This is a genomic window from Bradyrhizobium sp. LTSP857 (assembly GCF_000938285.1).
GTDB lineage: Bacteria > Pseudomonadota > Alphaproteobacteria > Rhizobiales > Xanthobacteraceae > Bradyrhizobium.
The window spans coordinates 277,926-293,078 of record NZ_JYMS01000019.1; the positions used below are offsets into that span (position 1 = coordinate 277,926).

Here is a 15,153-nt window from a genome sequence, read left to right on the forward strand (position 1 = left end):
CGCCTCCATCTGCTTGCCATCGCGGCCACGAATAACAGACGCCGCAGGCTCCCGGCGTGACAAGCGTCACGCCCGCCACGCCATCTTCAGCACCGGCCGGCCCGAGGTCGGGTTCAAATCATCGCCCGCATGCGCAAAGCCGTTGCGCTCGTAGAAGCGGATGGCGCGGGTGTTGTCCTTGTTGACGAGCAGCGTGACGCCTGTGGGTGACAGGCGCTTCGCTTCGTCCACCAATAGCCGCGCTGCATCGGAGCCCCAGTGATCCGGATCGACCACGAGCTGGTCGAGATAGCCTTCGCTATCGATGGTGACGAAGCCGGTCAGTGTGCCGTCCTGTTCGGCGACGACGATCGAGGACTTCGGCACCAGATCCTTGCGCCAGCGTTCGCGCCACCAGTCCAGCCGCGCGGCGAAGTCGATCTGCGGATAGGCCTGTTGCCAGGTGCGATGCCAGAGGTCGATCGCAGCCGCTTCGTCGGCGGCGACGTAAGGGCGGAGGTGGAGCGCGCTCACTACCGCTCCGTCAGCTTGAGCTCGATGCGGCGGTTGCGCTTGTAGGCGTCTTCGGTGTTGGCGCTGTCGAGCGGCTGGAATTCGCCAAAACCGGCGGCGACTAGGCGCTGCGCCGGCACGCCGAGCGTGATGAGATATTGCACCACCGAGATCGCGCGCGCCGCAGACAGGTCCCAATTCGACTTGAAGTTCGCGCCGCTCACCGGCCGCACGTCGGTGTGGCCGTCGACGCGGAGCACCCAGGCGATCTCGGTCGGGATCTTCTTGTCGAGCTCGATCAGCGCGTTCGCGACGGTGTCGAGCTCGGCGCGGCCCTCCGGCAACAGCGTCGCCTGGCCGGTGTCGAAGAATACTTCGGACTGGAACACGAAGCGGTCGCCGACCACGCGGATGTCGGGGCGGTTGCCGAGAATGGCGCGGAGGCGGCCGAAGAATTCGGAGCGATAGCGCGACAATTCCTGCACGCGCTGCGCCAATGCCACGTTGAGACGAGAACCCAGATCGGCGATGCGATTTTGCGATTCCTTGTCGCGCTTCTCGCTAGCGTCGAGTGCCTCTTCGAGTGCTGCCAATTGCCGCCGCAGCGCGCTGATCTGCTGGTTCAGCACCTCGATCTGCGCCAGCGCTCGCGCCGAGACCGACTTCTCGGAGTCGAGCGCCTTGCCGAGCTCGGTGCTCTTGCCCTGCGCGTCATTGCCGGCGGCGGCGAGGCCGTCATAGAGGCCCTTGATGCGATCGCGCTCGCTCTCGGCCGAAGCGAGGCCTGCCTTGAGTGATGAGACCTGGTCGTCGAGCGTGAGCTTGCCGAGCTTTTCCAGCGACAAGAGCTCGTTGAGCTGCGCGATCTTGGCATTGAGCTGCTCCAGCGCCTTGTCCTTGCCGGTGACCTCCTGCGACAGGAAGAACTGCACGACCAAGAACACCGACAGCAGGAACACGATCGACAGCACCAGCGTCGACAGTGCGTCGACGAATCCGGGCCAGTAGTTGAAGCCGGCTTCGCTGCGGCGGCCACGGGCTAGAGCCATTCAAGTGCCTTTGCGTTGTTGTTGTCTGCCCTGGCGTTATGGGAGGTGGCAGACGGCTTCGATGTTGTGTCCGTCCGGATCGAGCACGAAGACTCCGTAGTAGTTTGCATGGTAATGCGGACGCAATCCGGGCGGTCCGTTGTCCTTGCCGCCCGCGGCGATCGCTTCATCGTAGAAGCGCTTCACGGTCGCCCGGTCGGACGCCGCGAAGGCGATATGTGCGCCGGTTTGGGTCGGCTCACGCAGGCCGATCCAGAAGAAGGCTTTCGGACGGATGCCATAGCCGGCGAAGCGCTCACCTTCGGCGTACAGGCGCGTGATCCCCAGCGGCCGCAAGGCATGATCGTAGAATACCTTCGATCTCTCGATATCGGTGATGCCGATGGTGACGTGGTCCAGCATGGCCGTTCTCGATCAGCTAACTCTTTTCCGGCTGGCGCGCGATGCGTTCCAGCAGGCGGCGGATCTCGCGGTTCTGCTCGCCCTGGCCGTCGGCCCATTCGCGGATCATCTGCTGCTCGGTGCGCATGTGCGACACCAGCGCCTGGATCGCTTCGGCGAGACTGGCCATCGACGCGGTGGTGCTGCGGCTGGCGGTGCCTTCCTCGAGCACGAGACGCAGCCGCTCGACCGCCGCCTGGAGCTCGCCGCTCGCAACGCCGCCGCTTGATGCAACGCCCACCTCGCCGCTGCCATATTCGCGCACGGTGGTGGCAAGCCAGTCCTCGAGGTCGGTGTAGAAGCGGTTCTGCGCCTGGCTCGATTGCAAATCGAGGAAGCCGAGGATCAGCGAGCCGGCGAGGCCGAACAGCGAGCTGGAGAACGAGATGCCCATGCCGCCGAGCGGGGCGGCCAGCCCCTCCTTCAGCGTATCGAACAGCGCGCCGGAATCGCCCCCGACCTTGAGCCCGTCGATCACTTTGCCGACCGAACCGACCGTCTCGATCAGGCCCCAGAAGGTGCCGAGCAGGCCGAGAAAGACCAAGAGGCCGGTCATGTAGCGCGAGATGTCGCGGGCCTCGTCCAGGCGGGTTGCGATCGAATCGAGCAGATGCCGCATGGTGGTCTGGGTGATGGTCATCCGCCCGGTGCGCTCGCCGCCCAGGATCATCGCCATCGGTGCCAGCAGTTTCGGGTGCCGGGCCGGCGCCAGGCCGGGATCGGCGATGCGGAAATTGTTGACCCAGGAGACCTCGGGATAGAGCCGGATCACCTGGCGGAACGCCAGGATGATGCCGATGAACATCACGCCGCCGATCAGGGCGTTGAGCCCGGGATTGGCGAAGAAGGCCTGGATGATCTGCTTGTAGAGCACCACACCGACCAGCGCGCACAGCACCAGGAAGACCAGCATCCGCACCAGGAAAACGCTGGGCGAGGATAGTTTTGTGTACTCGGTATCGATGGTGGAGCGGGGCGAGGCGCCTGACGGCATGTCCGGTATCATCCGTTACGAAAGCTTGCTTGCGTCGGCACTATGGCACAGCGCCAGCCCAAAAAAAGCGCCGGATGTGCCGATTTCAGGGCCCGATCGGGAACCCAATCCTGAAACCGCGCTTTGATATCCACGTATTTTGCAAAACTTCGGCATTCCACAGACTTAGCTCGGATTTTTTGCATGGCGATGTTTCTTGGGGGGCTGGCGGCAATCGCGCTCTCGCTCGCGATCCTGATGGCGCTCGCCTGGGGTGTGCAGCAGCACACCGGCAATTCCGGCTGGGTCGATACCATCTGGACCTTTGCGGTGGGGCTGACGGGCGCAGGCGCGGCCCTCTGGCCGCTGGCGGGCGAGGGCCCCAATGCGCGGCAATGGCTGGTCGCTGGCCTCATCGCGCTGTGGTCGATCCGGCTGGGGACGCATATCGCGATCCGCACCAAGGGGATCACCGACGACCCCCGCTTTGCCGCCGAGTGGGGCCTCAACGCGCCGCGGCGGATGTTCATCTTCCTGCAAAACCAGGCCTTGGGCTCTGTGCCGCTGGTGTTTGCGATCTTCGTCGCCGCGCACGTCCCCGAGCCGGCCTTGCGCGTTCAGGACGTCCTCGGTGCGGTGATCCTGCTGATCGGAATCGCGGGCGAGGCGCTGGCGGATGCGCAGTTGCGCCGCTTCCGGCATGACGCCGCCAACAAGGGCCGGGTGTGCGATGTTGGGCTGTGGCGCTGGTCGCGCCATCCGAACTACTTTTTCGAATGGCTGGGCTGGCTCGCCTATCCCGTGATCGGCCTCGCGAGCGGATATCCGTGGGGCTGGGCCAGCCTGCTCGCGCCAATCTTCATGTACTGGATCCTGGTCCACGTCACCGGCATCCCGCCTCTGGAAGCGCAGATGCTGACCTCGCGCGGCGAGCGCTACCGCGCCTATCAATCCCGAACCAGCATGTTCTTTCCCCTGCCACCCAGAGAGGGAATGGCCGCATGAGCGTCGTCTCCACGATCATCGGGACTGCCGAACGCGTGCCGCTGCCGGATATCGTGATCCGCGCCGCGATCCAGCGGCTGTGCTCGCGCACCGCGACCCGCCTCGCCGCGCACGACGCGGCCGACGATGCCGCCTTTGCGGGGCGGATGATGCTGCGGCCAATTGCCGAGCACACCGATGCAGCCAACACCCAGCACTACGAAGTGCCGCAAAACTTCTTCGCGCAAGTGCTCGGTCCCAACCGCAAATATTCGTCCTGCTTCTACAAGACCGATGCGAGCACCCTGCAGGAGGCGGAAGAGGAGGCGCTGCGCCAGACCGCCGAGCATGCCGCTCTCGCCGACGGCCAGACCATCCTCGAGCTCGGCTGCGGCTGGGGCTCGCTGTCGCTGTGGATGGCGCGGCAATTCCCGCATGCGAAGATCACGGCCGTGTCGAACTCGCAGTCGCAGCGCGCCTATATCGAGGAGGAGGCGCGGCTGCGCGGCCTGCTCAATTTGCGCGTCGTCACCGCCGACATGAACGTGTTCGCGCCCGAGGGCCAGTTCGACCGCATCGTCTCGGTCGAGATGTTCGAGCACATGATGAACTGGCGCAAGCTGATGTCGCGCGTGCGCGCATGGCTCGCGCCGGAGGGGCGCGTCTTCATGCACATCTTCACCCATCGCGCCGGCTCCTACGCGTTCGACCGCGCCAACCGCGAGGACTGGATCGCGCAGCACTTCTTCACCGGCGGCGTGATGCCGAGCCATCATCTGGTCCGGCAATACGACGACATCTTCGCGATCGAGAAGGAATGGCGCTGGAGCGGCACGCATTATCAGCGCACCGCCAATGACTGGCTCGCCAATTTCGACGCACATCGCGACACGATCGAGGCGAGCTTGCGCAATGTCTATGGCGAGGACACCGCATTGTGGATGCGCCGCTGGCGCTGGTTCTTCCTCGCGACCGCGGGCCTGTTCGGCTATGCCGACGGAACGGAGTGGGGGGTGAGCCACTACCGGATGAAGGCGGCGGAGTGTCGAGCCTAAGCAGCCTTGCGGGCTCGCGGCTTCGCTGACCTGCGCGGCTTACCGGGCTTTCTGGGTAAGGGACGTGCGGTCAGACCTAAGCCCAGTGCGCGGAACACCCCCAGCATTGTTGAAAACTCCGGATTTCCGGCCTCACCGAGTGCCTTGTACAGCCCTTCGCGGCTCAGCCCTGTAGACTTTGCGATCTCGCTCATGCCGCGGGCACGCGCAATCGTATTCACAGCGTCACGGATGAATGCCGCGTCGCCAGTCTCCAGCGCTGCCGTAATGAATTCAGCTTGTGCTTCCGGCGTATCCAAATATTCCGCCGCATCAAATGGTGTTGTTTTCAGCGCCATTGCACTACTCCAGTTCCGCAAGCATCGCCCGTGCCCGCTTAATGTCCGCCTGTTGCTTTCGCTTGTCGCCACCACAGAGCAGGATGACCGTCACGGTTCCGCGTTGCGCCGCATAGAGACGGTATCCCGGGCCGTAGTCGATTCTAAATTCAGAAAGGCCCGCGCCCAAAGACTTCACGTCGCCAAGCGAGCCGCGTTCGATCAATGCGATTCGGCTTGCAATGCGCGCGACGGCACGGCGGTCGCGTAATCCGGCAAGCCAGCCCCGAAATGCTTCTGTCTGTACAACAGCGACCACGAATGGCACTGTAAACCATAGTTCACATTGAGGCAAGCCTAGGTGAGCGGACATCAAACGTCGTATGCGATAGCACGGTCCGCATGCGGGAGTGGAGAGAGCGCGGCTCAACCGACTTAACCTGAAGCCATTCCGCTCTCAGCATTGCGATGTTCTGTCGCAGCGCGCCGCGATGGAACCCGACTCACAATCCGGTGAGTCCCAAAAAGCGGCCTGAACTCAGCCTGATACCTCGTGTGACATTGAGCCGCCTGCGCAACGCGTTGCGTTGCAGCAAGTCCCTCCTATTTTGATGGCATCAGTCGCGCAAAATTGCCCAGAACGGGCTTGCCGCGACGTGTAATCAGTTTCAACAATTTCGGGGCACCCCATTTCATGTCAGGACTTCGTGCGCGATCGGTTTGCGTTGCTATGATGCTCGCGGCCTTTGCGCCGCTGCTCGGTGCTTGCGACGAATCCAGCTCCGCCGTCTCCGCTGCCCAGTCCACCGATCCGGATGTCAGCATCGTCATCGTCAAGCCGCAGGCCCGCGCCGTGGTGCGTGAGCTGCCGGGCCGGATATCGCCGACGCGCGTCGCCGAAGTCCGCCCTCGCGTGTCCGGCATCGTGGTCGAGCGGCTGTTCCGCCAGGGCAGCGAGGTGAAGGCGGGCGATGCGCTCTACCGCATCGATCCGCGTCCGTTCGAGGTCGAGGTGATGGCCAACGACGCGGCGGTCGCCAAGGCCGAGGCGGCGCTGATGCAGGCCCAGCAGCAGGCGCGCCGCATCGCGACGCTCACCAGCCAGCGTGCCGCGCCCGAAGCCGAGAACGAAAAGACGATCGCTACCGAGCTACAGGCCCGGGCCGAAGTCGAGGGGCGCAAGGCTGATCTCGCTCGCGCAAAACTCAATCTCGACTACGCCACCGTGCGCGCGCCGATCGACGGCGTGGTCGGTGCTGCCCTGGTCAGCGAGGGCGCGCTCGCGGTCCAGAATGAGACCAATCTCGCCACGGTGCAGCAGCTCGATCCGATCTATGCCGACTTCACCCAGTCGGTGACCGAGCTCAACCAGCTCCGCCGCGCCCTCGAGAGCGGCGACCTCGATCGCATCGAGGCCGATGCCGTCAAGGTGCGCCTCGTGCTCGACGACAACACCGTCTATTCGCTCGACGGCAAGCTGCTGTTCTCCGAGGCCAAGGTCGACGCCCACACCGGCCAGGTGACGCTGCGTGGCGAGTTTCCCAACCCCAAGCGTGAACTATTGCCGGGCATGTATGTCCGCGTCCGCCTCGATCAGGGTCTCGACTCCGACGCGATCGCGGTGCCGCAGCAGGCGGTGCAGCGTAATGGCGGCGGCGGCAGCGAGGTGTTCGTCGTCAAGGACGACAACCGCATCGCAGTACAGCCGGTGCGCACCGGCTCGGTGCAGGACGGCATCTGGTTTGTCACCGAGGGCCTGAAGGCGGGCGACAAGGTCGTGGTCGAAGGTTTTCAGAAGTTTGCAGCCGGCGACAAGGTCAAGCCGCAATCCTGGTCGGAAGCCGATGCGACCGCCGACAATCGTCACGCTCAGAAGCTCACGCGGTAACGCATCCATGGCCAGCTTCTTTATCGACAGGCCGATCTTCGCCTGGGTCGTTGCGCTGTTCATCTGTCTGATCGGCGCGATCTCGATCCCGCTGCTGCCGGTCGCGCAATATCCGATCATCGCGCCGCCCTCGATCTCGATCTCGACGAGTTATCCGGGCGCGTCGCCTGAGAACCTCTACAACAGCGTCACCCGGTTGATCGAGGAGGAGCTCAACGGCGCCTCCGGCATCCTCAATTTCGAATCGACCAGCGACTCGCTCGGCCAGGTCGAGATCACGGCTAACTTCGTGCCGGGCACCGACACCAGCGCGGCTTCGGTCGAGGTGCAGAACCGCATCAAGCGCGTCGAAGCGCGCCTGCCGCGCGCGGTGATCCAGCAGGGCATCTTGATCGAGGAAGCCTCCAGCGCGGTGCTCCAGATCATCACGCTGAACTCGACCGACGGCAGCCTCGATGAGGTTGGGCTGGGCGACTTCATGATCCGCAACGTGCTCGGCGAAATCCGCCGCATTCCCGGCGTCGGCCGTGCCACGCTCTATTCGACCGAGCGCAGTCTTCGTGTGTGGGTCGATCCGGCCAAGCTCGTCGGCTATGGGCTCACCGCCGACGACGTCAACAAGGCGATTGCTGCGCAGAACGCGCAGGTCGCCTCCGGCAGCATCGGCGCCGAGCCGTCGACGGGCAGCCAGCGCACCTCAGCACTCGTGCTGGTCAAGGGCCAGTTGTCCTCGCCGGATGAATTCGGCGCCATCATCCTGCGCGCCAATGCCGATGGTTCGACCGTGCGGCTGCGCGACGTCGCGCGCGTCGAGGTTGGCGGCCTCAGCTACCAGTTCAACACCCGCCTGAACGGCAAGCCGACCGCCGGTCTCTCCGTGCTGATGTCGCCGACCGGCAATGCGCTCGCAACCGCGAGCGCGGTCGAGGAGAAGATGAAGGAGCTGTCGCGCTTCTTCCCGGCCAATATCGGCTACGAGATCCCCTACAACATCACCCCCGTGGTCGAGGCCTCGATCAAGAAGGTGCTGACGACACTGTTAGAGGCCGTGGTGCTGGTGTTCGTGGTGATGTTCCTGTTCTTGCAGAACATCCGCTACACCATCATTCCGACCATCGTGGTGCCGGTGGCGCTGTTGGGCGCCTGTACCACGCTGCTGCTCGCCGGCTATTCCATCAACATGCTGTCGATGTTCGGCATGGTGCTGGCGGTCGGCATCCTCGTCGACGACGCCATCGTCGTGGTCGAGAACGTCGAGCGCATCATGGCCGAGGAGGGCCTGCCGCCGAAGGAAGCGACGCGCAAGGCGATGTCGCAGATCACCGGCGCCATCATCGGCATCACCCTGGTGCTGATGGCGGTGTTCGTGCCGATGGCGTTCTTCCCGGGTTCGGTCGGCATCATCTATCGCCAGTTCTCGGTGACCATGGTCGCCGCGATCGGTTTCTCCGCGTTCCTGGCGCTGTCGCTGACGCCGGCGCTGTGCGCGACTTTGCTCAAGCCCGTCACGGCGGGGCACGGCCATGCCAAGAAGGGCGTGTTCGGCTGGTTCAACCGCATGCTCGAAGGCGGCAAGGAAGGTTATTCCCGCACGGTCGGTTTCTCGCTGAAGCGCACCGGACGCTTGATGCTGGTTTATGTGGCGCTGCTCGCGGGCCTGTCCTGGGCGTTCGTCAATCTGCCCGGCGGCTTCCTGCCCGTCGACGACCAGGGCTTCGTCACCACAGACGTGCAGACGCCGTCGGATTCGTCCTATGGCCGCACCGAAGCCGTGATCGAGAAGGTCGAAAAATATCTGGCGCAGCGGCCGGGCGTCGACAACGTCACCTTCCTCACCGGCTTCAGCTTTTCCGGCCAGGGCATGAACACCGCACAGGCCTTCATCACGCTGAAGGACTGGTCGGAGCGCGGGCCGAAGGAGTCGGCGGCTGCTGTTGTCGCCGACATCAACCGCGATTTGTCGTCGTCGATCCGCGACGCCAAGATCTCCGCGCTGCAGCCGCCGCCGATCGACAATCTCGGCAACTCCTCGGGCTTCTCGTTCCGGCTCCAGGACCGTGGTCAGAAGGGCTATCCGGCGCTGATGCGCGCCGCCGACCAGCTGATCGCGGAGGCCAATGCGAGCGCGGTGCTCCAGAAGGTCTATGTCGAGGGCCTGCCCGAGGCGGGCGTGGTCAATCTCGTGATCGACCGCGAGAAGGCCGGTGCGTTCGGCGTCACCTTCGAGGACATCAACAACACGATCTCGACCAATCTCGGCTCGAACTACATCAACGACTTCCCGAACCGCGGCCGCATGCAGCGCGTCGTGGTGCAGGCCGATAGCCGCGATCGCATGAAGACCGAGGACATCCTCAACTACAACGTCAAGAACAGCCATGGCCAGCTCGTGCCGTTCTCGTCGTTCGCCACGATCGAATGGGCGCGCGGCCCGACGCAGATCGCCGGCTTCAACTATTATCCGGCGGTACGCATCTCCGGCGAGGCCAAGCCCGGCTTCACCTCGGGCGACGCCATCGCCGAGATGGAGCGGCTTGCGGGGAAATTGCCGCGCGGCTTCGGCTATGAATGGACCGGCCAATCGCTCCAGGAAAAGCTGTCGGGCTCGCAGGCGCCGTTCCTGCTGGCACTGTCGGTGTTCGTGGTGTTCCTGTGTCTGGCCGCGCTCTATGAGAGCTGGACCATTCCGCTCGCGGTGCTCTTGACCGTGCCGCTCGGCATCGTCGGCGCGGTGGTTGCGGCGATGTTGCGCGGCCTGCCCAACGACGTCTATTTCACCGTCGGCCTCATCACCATCATTGGATTGGCCGCCAAGGACGCGATCCTGATCATCGAGTTCGCAAAGGACCTGCGCAAGGACGGCAAGCCGCTGGTGGATGCCACCATCGAGGCCTGCCGCCTGCGCTTCCGCCCGATCCTGATGACCGGCCTCGCCTTCATCTGCGGCGTCCTGCCTATGGCGATCGCCCACGGCGCCGGCGGCGCCAGCCAGCAATCGCTCGGCACCGTCGTGATGGGCGGCATGATCGCGGTGGTGATTCTGGCGCTGCTGATGGTGCCGGTGTTCTTCGTCTCGGTGCAGCGCGTGCTGGCGGGGGACCGGGAGAAGGCGGCGGAGAAGGAAGGCGAGGCGTATGGGCCGCCAGCGCCGGTGAAGCCATAAACGCGGGCGCACTCCACGCAAGAATCCTTACGAAAGCTTCACGTTCTCTGACGGAACCCAACGCCGGCAAATGTGTTTGCACGCGGGGTTAGGGGTTCCACGGAGAAATCGCAGAAATGCTGAAGAAAATCCTTTCCGCTGCCGCTGTCGGCACCGGCGTGCTGATGATGTCGACCTTTACTGCATCGGCGGCGATCGTATGTCAGGGCCACACCTGCTGGCATACGCACGAAGCGTACGACTTCCCTCACGAAGCGGGTGTCGTCGTTCATGAGGACAATTGGAAGTCGGGACCGCACGAAAAGTTTGCTTTCAAGGAGCACGAGGGCCGAGGCTATTGGCGCGGTCACAAGTGGGTAGCGTGGTAGGTCGCTGATCGACATAAGACCGGAGGCCGCGATTTTGCGGCCTCCATTCCTTTGGTCTCACGCAACGACATTCAGTTCTGGCACGACGTGAGGAAAGCTTCTCCTGCTTCCTCAAAATCCTCAACTCGCCGTGCACGAATTCATTCCCGCATCCAACGTCGCCCGTGACCAGCGCGTCGCCCGGGGCTTTGATGCCGCTGACTGTCCCGCCGCGCCGGCGCGAGCGGCGTAAGATATTGCATGCTGGCCCAGCGCATAGCGCGCGAACTTCGCTGCCGCACAAAAGGCCCGGATGGTAATTCGATCCTCCTGGGTGGTTTGCGCAAAAGATTCAACTTTCGGTGGATTTGATTCCGTGCATAATCGCTCTGGGGAATATTTCAGGGGGCGGTCATGTTGGCGCGAGATTTCGCGAATTGCCGACGCGCAATTGCTGTTGTCCTTTGCGCTTTGATTATCAGCGGATGCGCGATTCATCCGTTGCCGGACGATACGGCTCACATATCGACATACAACATCGTCAGGCAAATCCGCTGCGAGACGCGTCAGGCGGTCATCGAATCTCTTCGCAATTTCCTGTTGGATCCAAAGGACCGGCAGGTCATTTCGGTGCCTGGTGGCCGAACATTTCAGAAGGTCGATGATAATTCCTATGGATACGCTGTGACGACATTTGATGAGTACGAGGTCGATAAAGCTTCGATCGCTAAATTTGATCCGAGAAAACTTACCGGCTTCGCGCGATACGTCGTCGATGTCCTGCTTGCCACCGGCGTTGCCTACAATTTCGACCTGACCGGGTACGAGCAGAACAATATCGATCCTGAAATCAATTTCATCCGTCCGCTGCCCGTCTCGACCCAGGTGCAGTTGGGGCTCAAAGGAAATTTCGATCGATACCGCCAGAATGAGCGGTCGTTCACGATTACCGACAATTTCTACGGTCTGATCAAGAACGTTCCCGAATCCTACTGCACCAACTCCATTGTCGAAGCCAACATCATCTATCCGATCTACGGCAAAGTTGGCGTCCACAAGATGGTCTATGATTTTATGTTGCTGGCCTTCTTCGGAAACCTCACCGGAGACGGAAGTAAAGATTTCATCAGCCTCAGCGCGAGCGCGCCACCTACGATGGTCGACCAGCTCGAATTCCAGACCACGATTGGAGGGTCGGCGACGCCCAAGGTGGTTTTCGCCCCGATCGGGCCGGCGTTCCAGGTCTCCGATGCGACCCTCGGTGTTTCAGCCATGCGAAGGGACACCCATAAGCTCACCATGGGCCTCTACCTCGATAAGGGTGGCGCCAAGGAGGTCAAGAATGTCCGTACTGCCTTGTTCGACGGCTTCTCGGGCTTTCTGATTACGGCGACCGGAGGACGAGCGGAGCTCGGCGCTGCGAGAGCGGTTGAGCAATTCCTGCAACAGAAGATATTCAGGCCGACAATAGTTATTCAACAGTGACGATGGAGGAATAGATGGCCAAGAAAGCAGTCAAGAAGGGCGCGAAGAAGAGCAAGACGGTCGCGCCGGCGACGGTTCATATCCATGCGAAGAGCTTGGAGAGCCTCAAGAAGGCAGCCCGCAAGGCGGGACTTGCAAAAGATTTCAAAAGTGCGATCGGAAAAACCAAGAAGGCGGTATTCGTTCAGGTCAACCGGAACAATTTCGACAAACTCAAGGAGCTCGCCGGGCACGAGAAGCTCGCGACGCCTCACTCGCTATCGAACTGCGATTGCGATCCGAATGATCCGTTTTGCTTCTGCATGTAGTGGAGGACAGGACCCCTACTTCCGCAGCACCTTCACCAATTCCCCGTGCACAAACTCATTCCCGCACACGACGTCACCCGTCACCACTGCGTCGCCCGGGGTGTCGATGTCGCTCACCGTGCCGCCCGCCTCGCGCACCATGATCAGGCCGGCGGCGATGTCCCAGGATTGCAGATTGCGCTCCCAGTAGCCGTCGAGGCGGCCGGCGGCGACGAAGGCGAGGTCGAGGGAGGCGGCGCCGAAGCGGCGGAGGCCTGCGAGGCGGTCCTGGATCGCGGTCATCTCGCGGCGGAATTCCTCGTGGTCGCCGCGGCCGAGATGGGGTAGGCCGCAGGCCACCACGCATTCGTTGAGCTGGCGGCGGCCGGCTACGCGCAGGCGCTGGTCGTTGAGGAAGGCACCCTTGCCGCGCTCGGCGATGTAGAGCTCGTCATTGGCGGGATTGTAGATCACGCCGGCGATGATCGTGCCTTCGCGCGACAGCCCGATCGAGATCGCGAATTGCGGGATGCCGTGCAGGAAGTTGGTGGTGCCGTCGAGGGGATCGACGATCCAGGTGTGGCTCTTGTCGCCGCCCTCGCGCATGCCGCCTTCCTCGCCGATGAAGCCGTAGCCGGGCCGCGCCTTGGCGAGATCCTGGTAGAGAATCTCTTCGGCACGCTTGTCGGCGAGCGAGACGAAATTCGCCGGACCCTTCAGCGAGACTTGCAAATGCTCGATCTCGCCGAGATCGCGCTTGAGGCTGCGGCCGGCGCGGCGCGCGGCCTTGACCATGACGTTGATAGTGGCGGAATACAGCATGAGCTCTGGTCTTGATCGGGGGAAGGGGCGCGATCGCGCCATTTGAGGGGATTGGGTGCCCCGCGAGGGGCCAAACGTCAAGTCATTTGGTCCCGAGCCATTTCTTGGCGGCGGCCTCGGCCTTGGCCCTATCGTCGGCGGGCAGATCGGCGAGCTGCTTGTCCAGCTCCGGATCGCCCTTGCCAGCGGTTTTGGCCACCAGGTGCCATTTGAACCCCTCGACCTTGTCCGTGGTCGCGCCCATGCCGTTGATCAGGACCCAGGCGAGCCGGTTCTGCGCAATCGCGCTGCCCTGGCGTGACGCCTTGCGGAGCAGCGCCACGGCCGCCGGCTGGTTCTTTGGCGTGCCGGTGCCGTTGAACAGCGCGATGGCATATTCGACCTCGGCATCGACATTGTCCGCCAGTGACGCCGCCTGGAGCAGCCGTACCGCCTTGTCGGCGTCCTTCGGCACGCCGGAGCCTTCCTTGTAGAAGGTCGCGAGCGCGTATTGCGCTTCGGGAAGCCCGGCATCGGCGGCCTGGCGTAGCAGCTCGGCGGAACGCTTGACGTCCTGCGGCAGGGTCTGGCCGTCGAGATAGAGCAAAGCGAGATTATAGGCGGCCTTGGGCTCGCCGAGTTTTGCAGAGGAGGCCATCAGCTTGACCGCCTCGCCCTTGTCGACCGGGCCGCCGCGGCCCGCGATGCGCATCATGGCGAGCGCGAACATCGCCTCGCGGTCGCCGGCATCAGAAGCGCGCTTGTACCATTCGACCGCCTTGGCGTAGTCGCGCCTTATGCCCATGGCGTTGGAATAGAGCTCGCCGAGCATGGTCATGGCCTTGGCATCGCCGGTCTTGGCGCGCGCAGTGGCGAGGTCGAACGCGGTCTTGTACTGGCCACGCTGATAGGCGCCGAACACCAGATCGACGTTGGAATTGTCGGTCGCCGGCGCGGGGATCACGGTCGCGGCCGGGCTCGGCGAGGCGGACGGCTTTGGCGCCGGCGCGGCTTCCTTTTTCCTGGTGATCGTGTGCGGCGCGGTCTTTGGTTTTTCCTTTGCCGCTTCCTTGGGTTTCTGCTTTTCGGTCGGCGGGCTCGGAATCGCAGCCGGCGGCGTGATCTGGAGCTGCGCCGCCGCAGGCGCCGTCAAGAGCAGCGCGGCCAGACAGGTGATGCGCGAAAGCTTCATCTCGGGCGCTAGCTCTGGCCCACGGCGAGAGCCGCATGAGCCTTCTTGATCGCGGCGTCGGCCTCGACCAGCGCGGCCTTGGGCCCGCGCGGATCGGCCCAGATGAACTCGCCGACCAGCACGAAATCGGCGCCGCTGGCGGCGAAGTCGTGGGCCTCATCGAGCGAGGTGGCAAAGCCGACGCAGGGCGGCTCGAACAGCTCCGCCCACCAGTCCAGCCGCTCGGCGATGGCTTGCGACGACGGCCGCTGGCCCTTCGCATCGGGCTCGCCGAACAGCACGTAATCGGCGCCGATCTCGCCAGCGTTCATGGATTCGTGCCGCGTCTCAAGCCCGCCGACGCCGGCGATGCGATCGGGCTTGAGCGATGGCATCGCCTCTTCCAGCGCCGCGATGTTTGCCAGATGTGCGCCGTCGGCGCCGCCGCGCGCGACGAGCTCAGGATGGCCATCGATGAGGAGGGCTGCGCCCGCATTCTGCACCACCGGCGCCAAGGCCTTGATGCGCGAGATCATGGTGCGCTGGTCGGTCTCCGTCAGCTGCACCAGCACGGCCGCGACATCGGCGGAGGCGAGCAGGCCTGGCAACTCGGCCACCAGCGAGGCGGGATCATCGACCCGCGGCGTCGCGAGATAGAGGCGCGGCGCCGGGCGCGGTGGAGGCGATTTGTTCGACAAGA

General features: G+C 63.6%; 16 protein-coding genes. 7 read left to right on the forward strand and 9 right to left on the reverse strand.

Translation table 11 applies throughout. From position 1 onward, the window contains the following. Positions 1-66: 66 nt before the first annotated feature. From UP06_RS11075 to UP06_RS11090, 4 genes are read right to left on the reverse strand one after another with little or no spacing between them, the layout of a single operon-like run. The gene (locus UP06_RS11075; protein WP_045002565.1) at positions 67-513 is read right to left on the reverse strand and encodes a GNAT family N-acetyltransferase; all 447 of its coding nucleotides are present in this window, start codon (positions 511-513) and stop codon (positions 67-69) included. Further along, on the reverse strand, positions 513-1,541 hold the full coding sequence (locus UP06_RS11080) for a peptidoglycan -binding protein (RefSeq protein ID WP_045002566.1): 1,029 nt from the start codon (positions 1,539-1,541) through the stop codon (positions 513-515). The genes UP06_RS11075 and UP06_RS11080 overlap by 1 nt, the downstream gene beginning before the upstream one ends. A gap of 36 nt (positions 1,542-1,577) precedes the next feature. Further along, a complete protein-coding gene (locus UP06_RS11085; protein WP_045002567.1) occupies positions 1,578-1,943 on the reverse strand; it encodes a VOC family protein in 366 nt (121 codons plus the stop codon). Positions 1,944-1,959: 16 nt separating this feature from the next. After that, entirely contained in the window at positions 1,960-2,976 is a 1,017-nt protein-coding gene (locus UP06_RS11090) for a hypothetical protein (protein WP_045002568.1), read from the reverse strand. Positions 2,977-3,159: 183 nt separating this feature from the next. Here UP06_RS11090 and UP06_RS11095 point away from each other — a divergent pair, with 183 nt between their 5' ends. Beyond that, the gene (locus tag UP06_RS11095; protein ID WP_045002569.1) at positions 3,160-3,960 is read left to right on the forward strand and encodes a DUF1295 domain-containing protein; all 801 of its coding nucleotides are present in this window, start codon (positions 3,160-3,162) and stop codon (positions 3,958-3,960) included. Beyond that, on the forward strand, positions 3,957-4,994 hold the full coding sequence (locus UP06_RS11100) for an SAM-dependent methyltransferase (RefSeq protein ID WP_045002570.1): 1,038 nt from the start codon (positions 3,957-3,959) through the stop codon (positions 4,992-4,994). The genes UP06_RS11095 and UP06_RS11100 overlap by 4 nt, the downstream gene beginning before the upstream one ends. Here UP06_RS11100 and UP06_RS11105 read toward each other — a convergent pair. Both UP06_RS11105 and UP06_RS11110 read right to left on the reverse strand, forming a co-directional pair. Then, positions 4,991-5,332, reverse strand: a complete 342-nt coding sequence (locus tag UP06_RS11105; protein WP_045002571.1) for an addiction module antidote protein — start codon at positions 5,330-5,332, stop codon at positions 4,991-4,993. The genes UP06_RS11100 and UP06_RS11105 overlap by 4 nt on opposite strands. Positions 5,333-5,336: 4 nt before the next feature. After that, on the reverse strand, positions 5,337-5,630 hold the full coding sequence (locus UP06_RS11110; protein ID WP_045002572.1) for a type II toxin-antitoxin system RelE/ParE family toxin: 294 nt from the start codon (positions 5,628-5,630) through the stop codon (positions 5,337-5,339). Positions 5,631-6,005: 375 nt separating this feature from the next. Here UP06_RS11110 and UP06_RS11115 point away from each other — a divergent pair, with 375 nt between their 5' ends. The 5 genes from UP06_RS11115 (at position 6,006) to UP06_RS11135 (ending at position 12,502) form a co-directional block, all read left to right on the forward strand. Then, positions 6,006-7,199 (forward strand): efflux RND transporter periplasmic adaptor subunit, encoded by a 1,194-nt coding sequence (locus UP06_RS11115; RefSeq protein ID WP_156162898.1) that lies wholly within the window; start codon positions 6,006-6,008, stop codon positions 7,197-7,199. A 7-nt stretch (positions 7,200-7,206) separates the two neighbouring features. Then, positions 7,207-10,362 (forward strand): multidrug efflux RND transporter permease subunit, encoded by a 3,156-nt coding sequence (locus tag UP06_RS11120; RefSeq protein ID WP_045002574.1) that lies wholly within the window; start codon positions 7,207-7,209, stop codon positions 10,360-10,362. A 116-nt stretch (positions 10,363-10,478) separates the two neighbouring features. After that, positions 10,479-10,730: a hypothetical protein gene (locus UP06_RS11125; protein WP_045002575.1), complete on the forward strand. Its 252-nt coding sequence runs from the start codon at positions 10,479-10,481 to the stop codon at positions 10,728-10,730. 393 nt (positions 10,731-11,123) lie between these two features. Beyond that, positions 11,124-12,194 carry a Y4kA family protein gene (locus tag UP06_RS11130; RefSeq protein WP_156162899.1) on the forward strand — a complete coding sequence of 357 codons (1,071 nt, stop codon included), beginning with the start codon at positions 11,124-11,126 and terminating at the stop codon, positions 12,192-12,194. A gap of 14 nt (positions 12,195-12,208) precedes the next feature. After that, the gene (locus UP06_RS11135; RefSeq protein ID WP_045002577.1) at positions 12,209-12,502 is read left to right on the forward strand and encodes a site-specific integrase; all 294 of its coding nucleotides are present in this window, start codon (positions 12,209-12,211) and stop codon (positions 12,500-12,502) included. A 15-nt stretch (positions 12,503-12,517) separates the two neighbouring features. Here the strand turns inward: UP06_RS11135 and UP06_RS11140 are convergent, their stop codons facing one another. The 3 genes from UP06_RS11140 to UP06_RS11150 form a co-directional block, all read right to left on the reverse strand. Beyond that, the gene (locus tag UP06_RS11140; RefSeq protein WP_045002578.1) at positions 12,518-13,303 is read right to left on the reverse strand and encodes an inositol monophosphatase family protein; all 786 of its coding nucleotides are present in this window, start codon (positions 13,301-13,303) and stop codon (positions 12,518-12,520) included. Between the two features lie 82 nt (positions 13,304-13,385). Beyond that, positions 13,386-14,474: a tetratricopeptide repeat protein gene (locus UP06_RS11145; RefSeq protein ID WP_045002579.1), complete on the reverse strand. Its 1,089-nt coding sequence runs from the start codon at positions 14,472-14,474 to the stop codon at positions 13,386-13,388. Between the two features lie 8 nt (positions 14,475-14,482). Next, positions 14,483-15,151 carry a thiamine phosphate synthase gene (locus UP06_RS11150; RefSeq protein ID WP_045002580.1) on the reverse strand — a complete coding sequence of 223 codons (669 nt, stop codon included), beginning with the start codon at positions 15,149-15,151 and terminating at the stop codon, positions 14,483-14,485. Positions 15,152-15,153: the final 2 nt, after the last annotated feature.

Coding starts and splice junctions, on each gene's coding strand:
- UP06_RS11115 (WP_156162898.1), top strand. CDS start 6,006: ATGTCAGGACTTCGTGCGCGATCGGTTTGCGTTGCTATGATGCTCGCG.
- UP06_RS11100 (WP_045002570.1), top strand. CDS start 3,957: ATGAGCGTCGTCTCCACGATCATCGGGACTGCCGAACGCGTGCCGCTG.
- UP06_RS11095 (WP_045002569.1), top strand. CDS start 3,160: ATGGCGATGTTTCTTGGGGGGCTGGCGGCAATCGCGCTCTCGCTCGCG.
- UP06_RS11090 (WP_045002568.1), bottom strand. CDS start 2,976: ATGCCGTCAGGCGCCTCGCCCCGCTCCACCATCGATACCGAGTACACA.
- UP06_RS11130 (WP_156162899.1), top strand. CDS start 11,124: ATGTTGGCGCGAGATTTCGCGAATTGCCGACGCGCAATTGCTGTTGTC.
- UP06_RS11145 (WP_045002579.1), bottom strand. CDS start 14,474: ATGAAGCTTTCGCGCATCACCTGTCTGGCCGCGCTGCTCTTGACGGCG.
- UP06_RS11120 (WP_045002574.1), top strand. CDS start 7,207: ATGGCCAGCTTCTTTATCGACAGGCCGATCTTCGCCTGGGTCGTTGCG.
- UP06_RS11080 (WP_045002566.1), bottom strand. CDS start 1,541: ATGGCTCTAGCCCGTGGCCGCCGCAGCGAAGCCGGCTTCAACTACTGG.
- UP06_RS11125 (WP_045002575.1), top strand. CDS start 10,479: ATGCTGAAGAAAATCCTTTCCGCTGCCGCTGTCGGCACCGGCGTGCTG.
- UP06_RS11085 (WP_045002567.1), bottom strand. CDS start 1,943: ATGCTGGACCACGTCACCATCGGCATCACCGATATCGAGAGATCGAAG.
- UP06_RS11140 (WP_045002578.1), bottom strand. CDS start 13,303: ATGCTGTATTCCGCCACTATCAACGTCATGGTCAAGGCCGCGCGCCGC.
- UP06_RS11135 (WP_045002577.1), top strand. CDS start 12,209: ATGGCCAAGAAAGCAGTCAAGAAGGGCGCGAAGAAGAGCAAGACGGTC.
- UP06_RS11105 (WP_045002571.1), bottom strand. CDS start 5,332: ATGGCGCTGAAAACAACACCATTTGATGCGGCGGAATATTTGGATACG.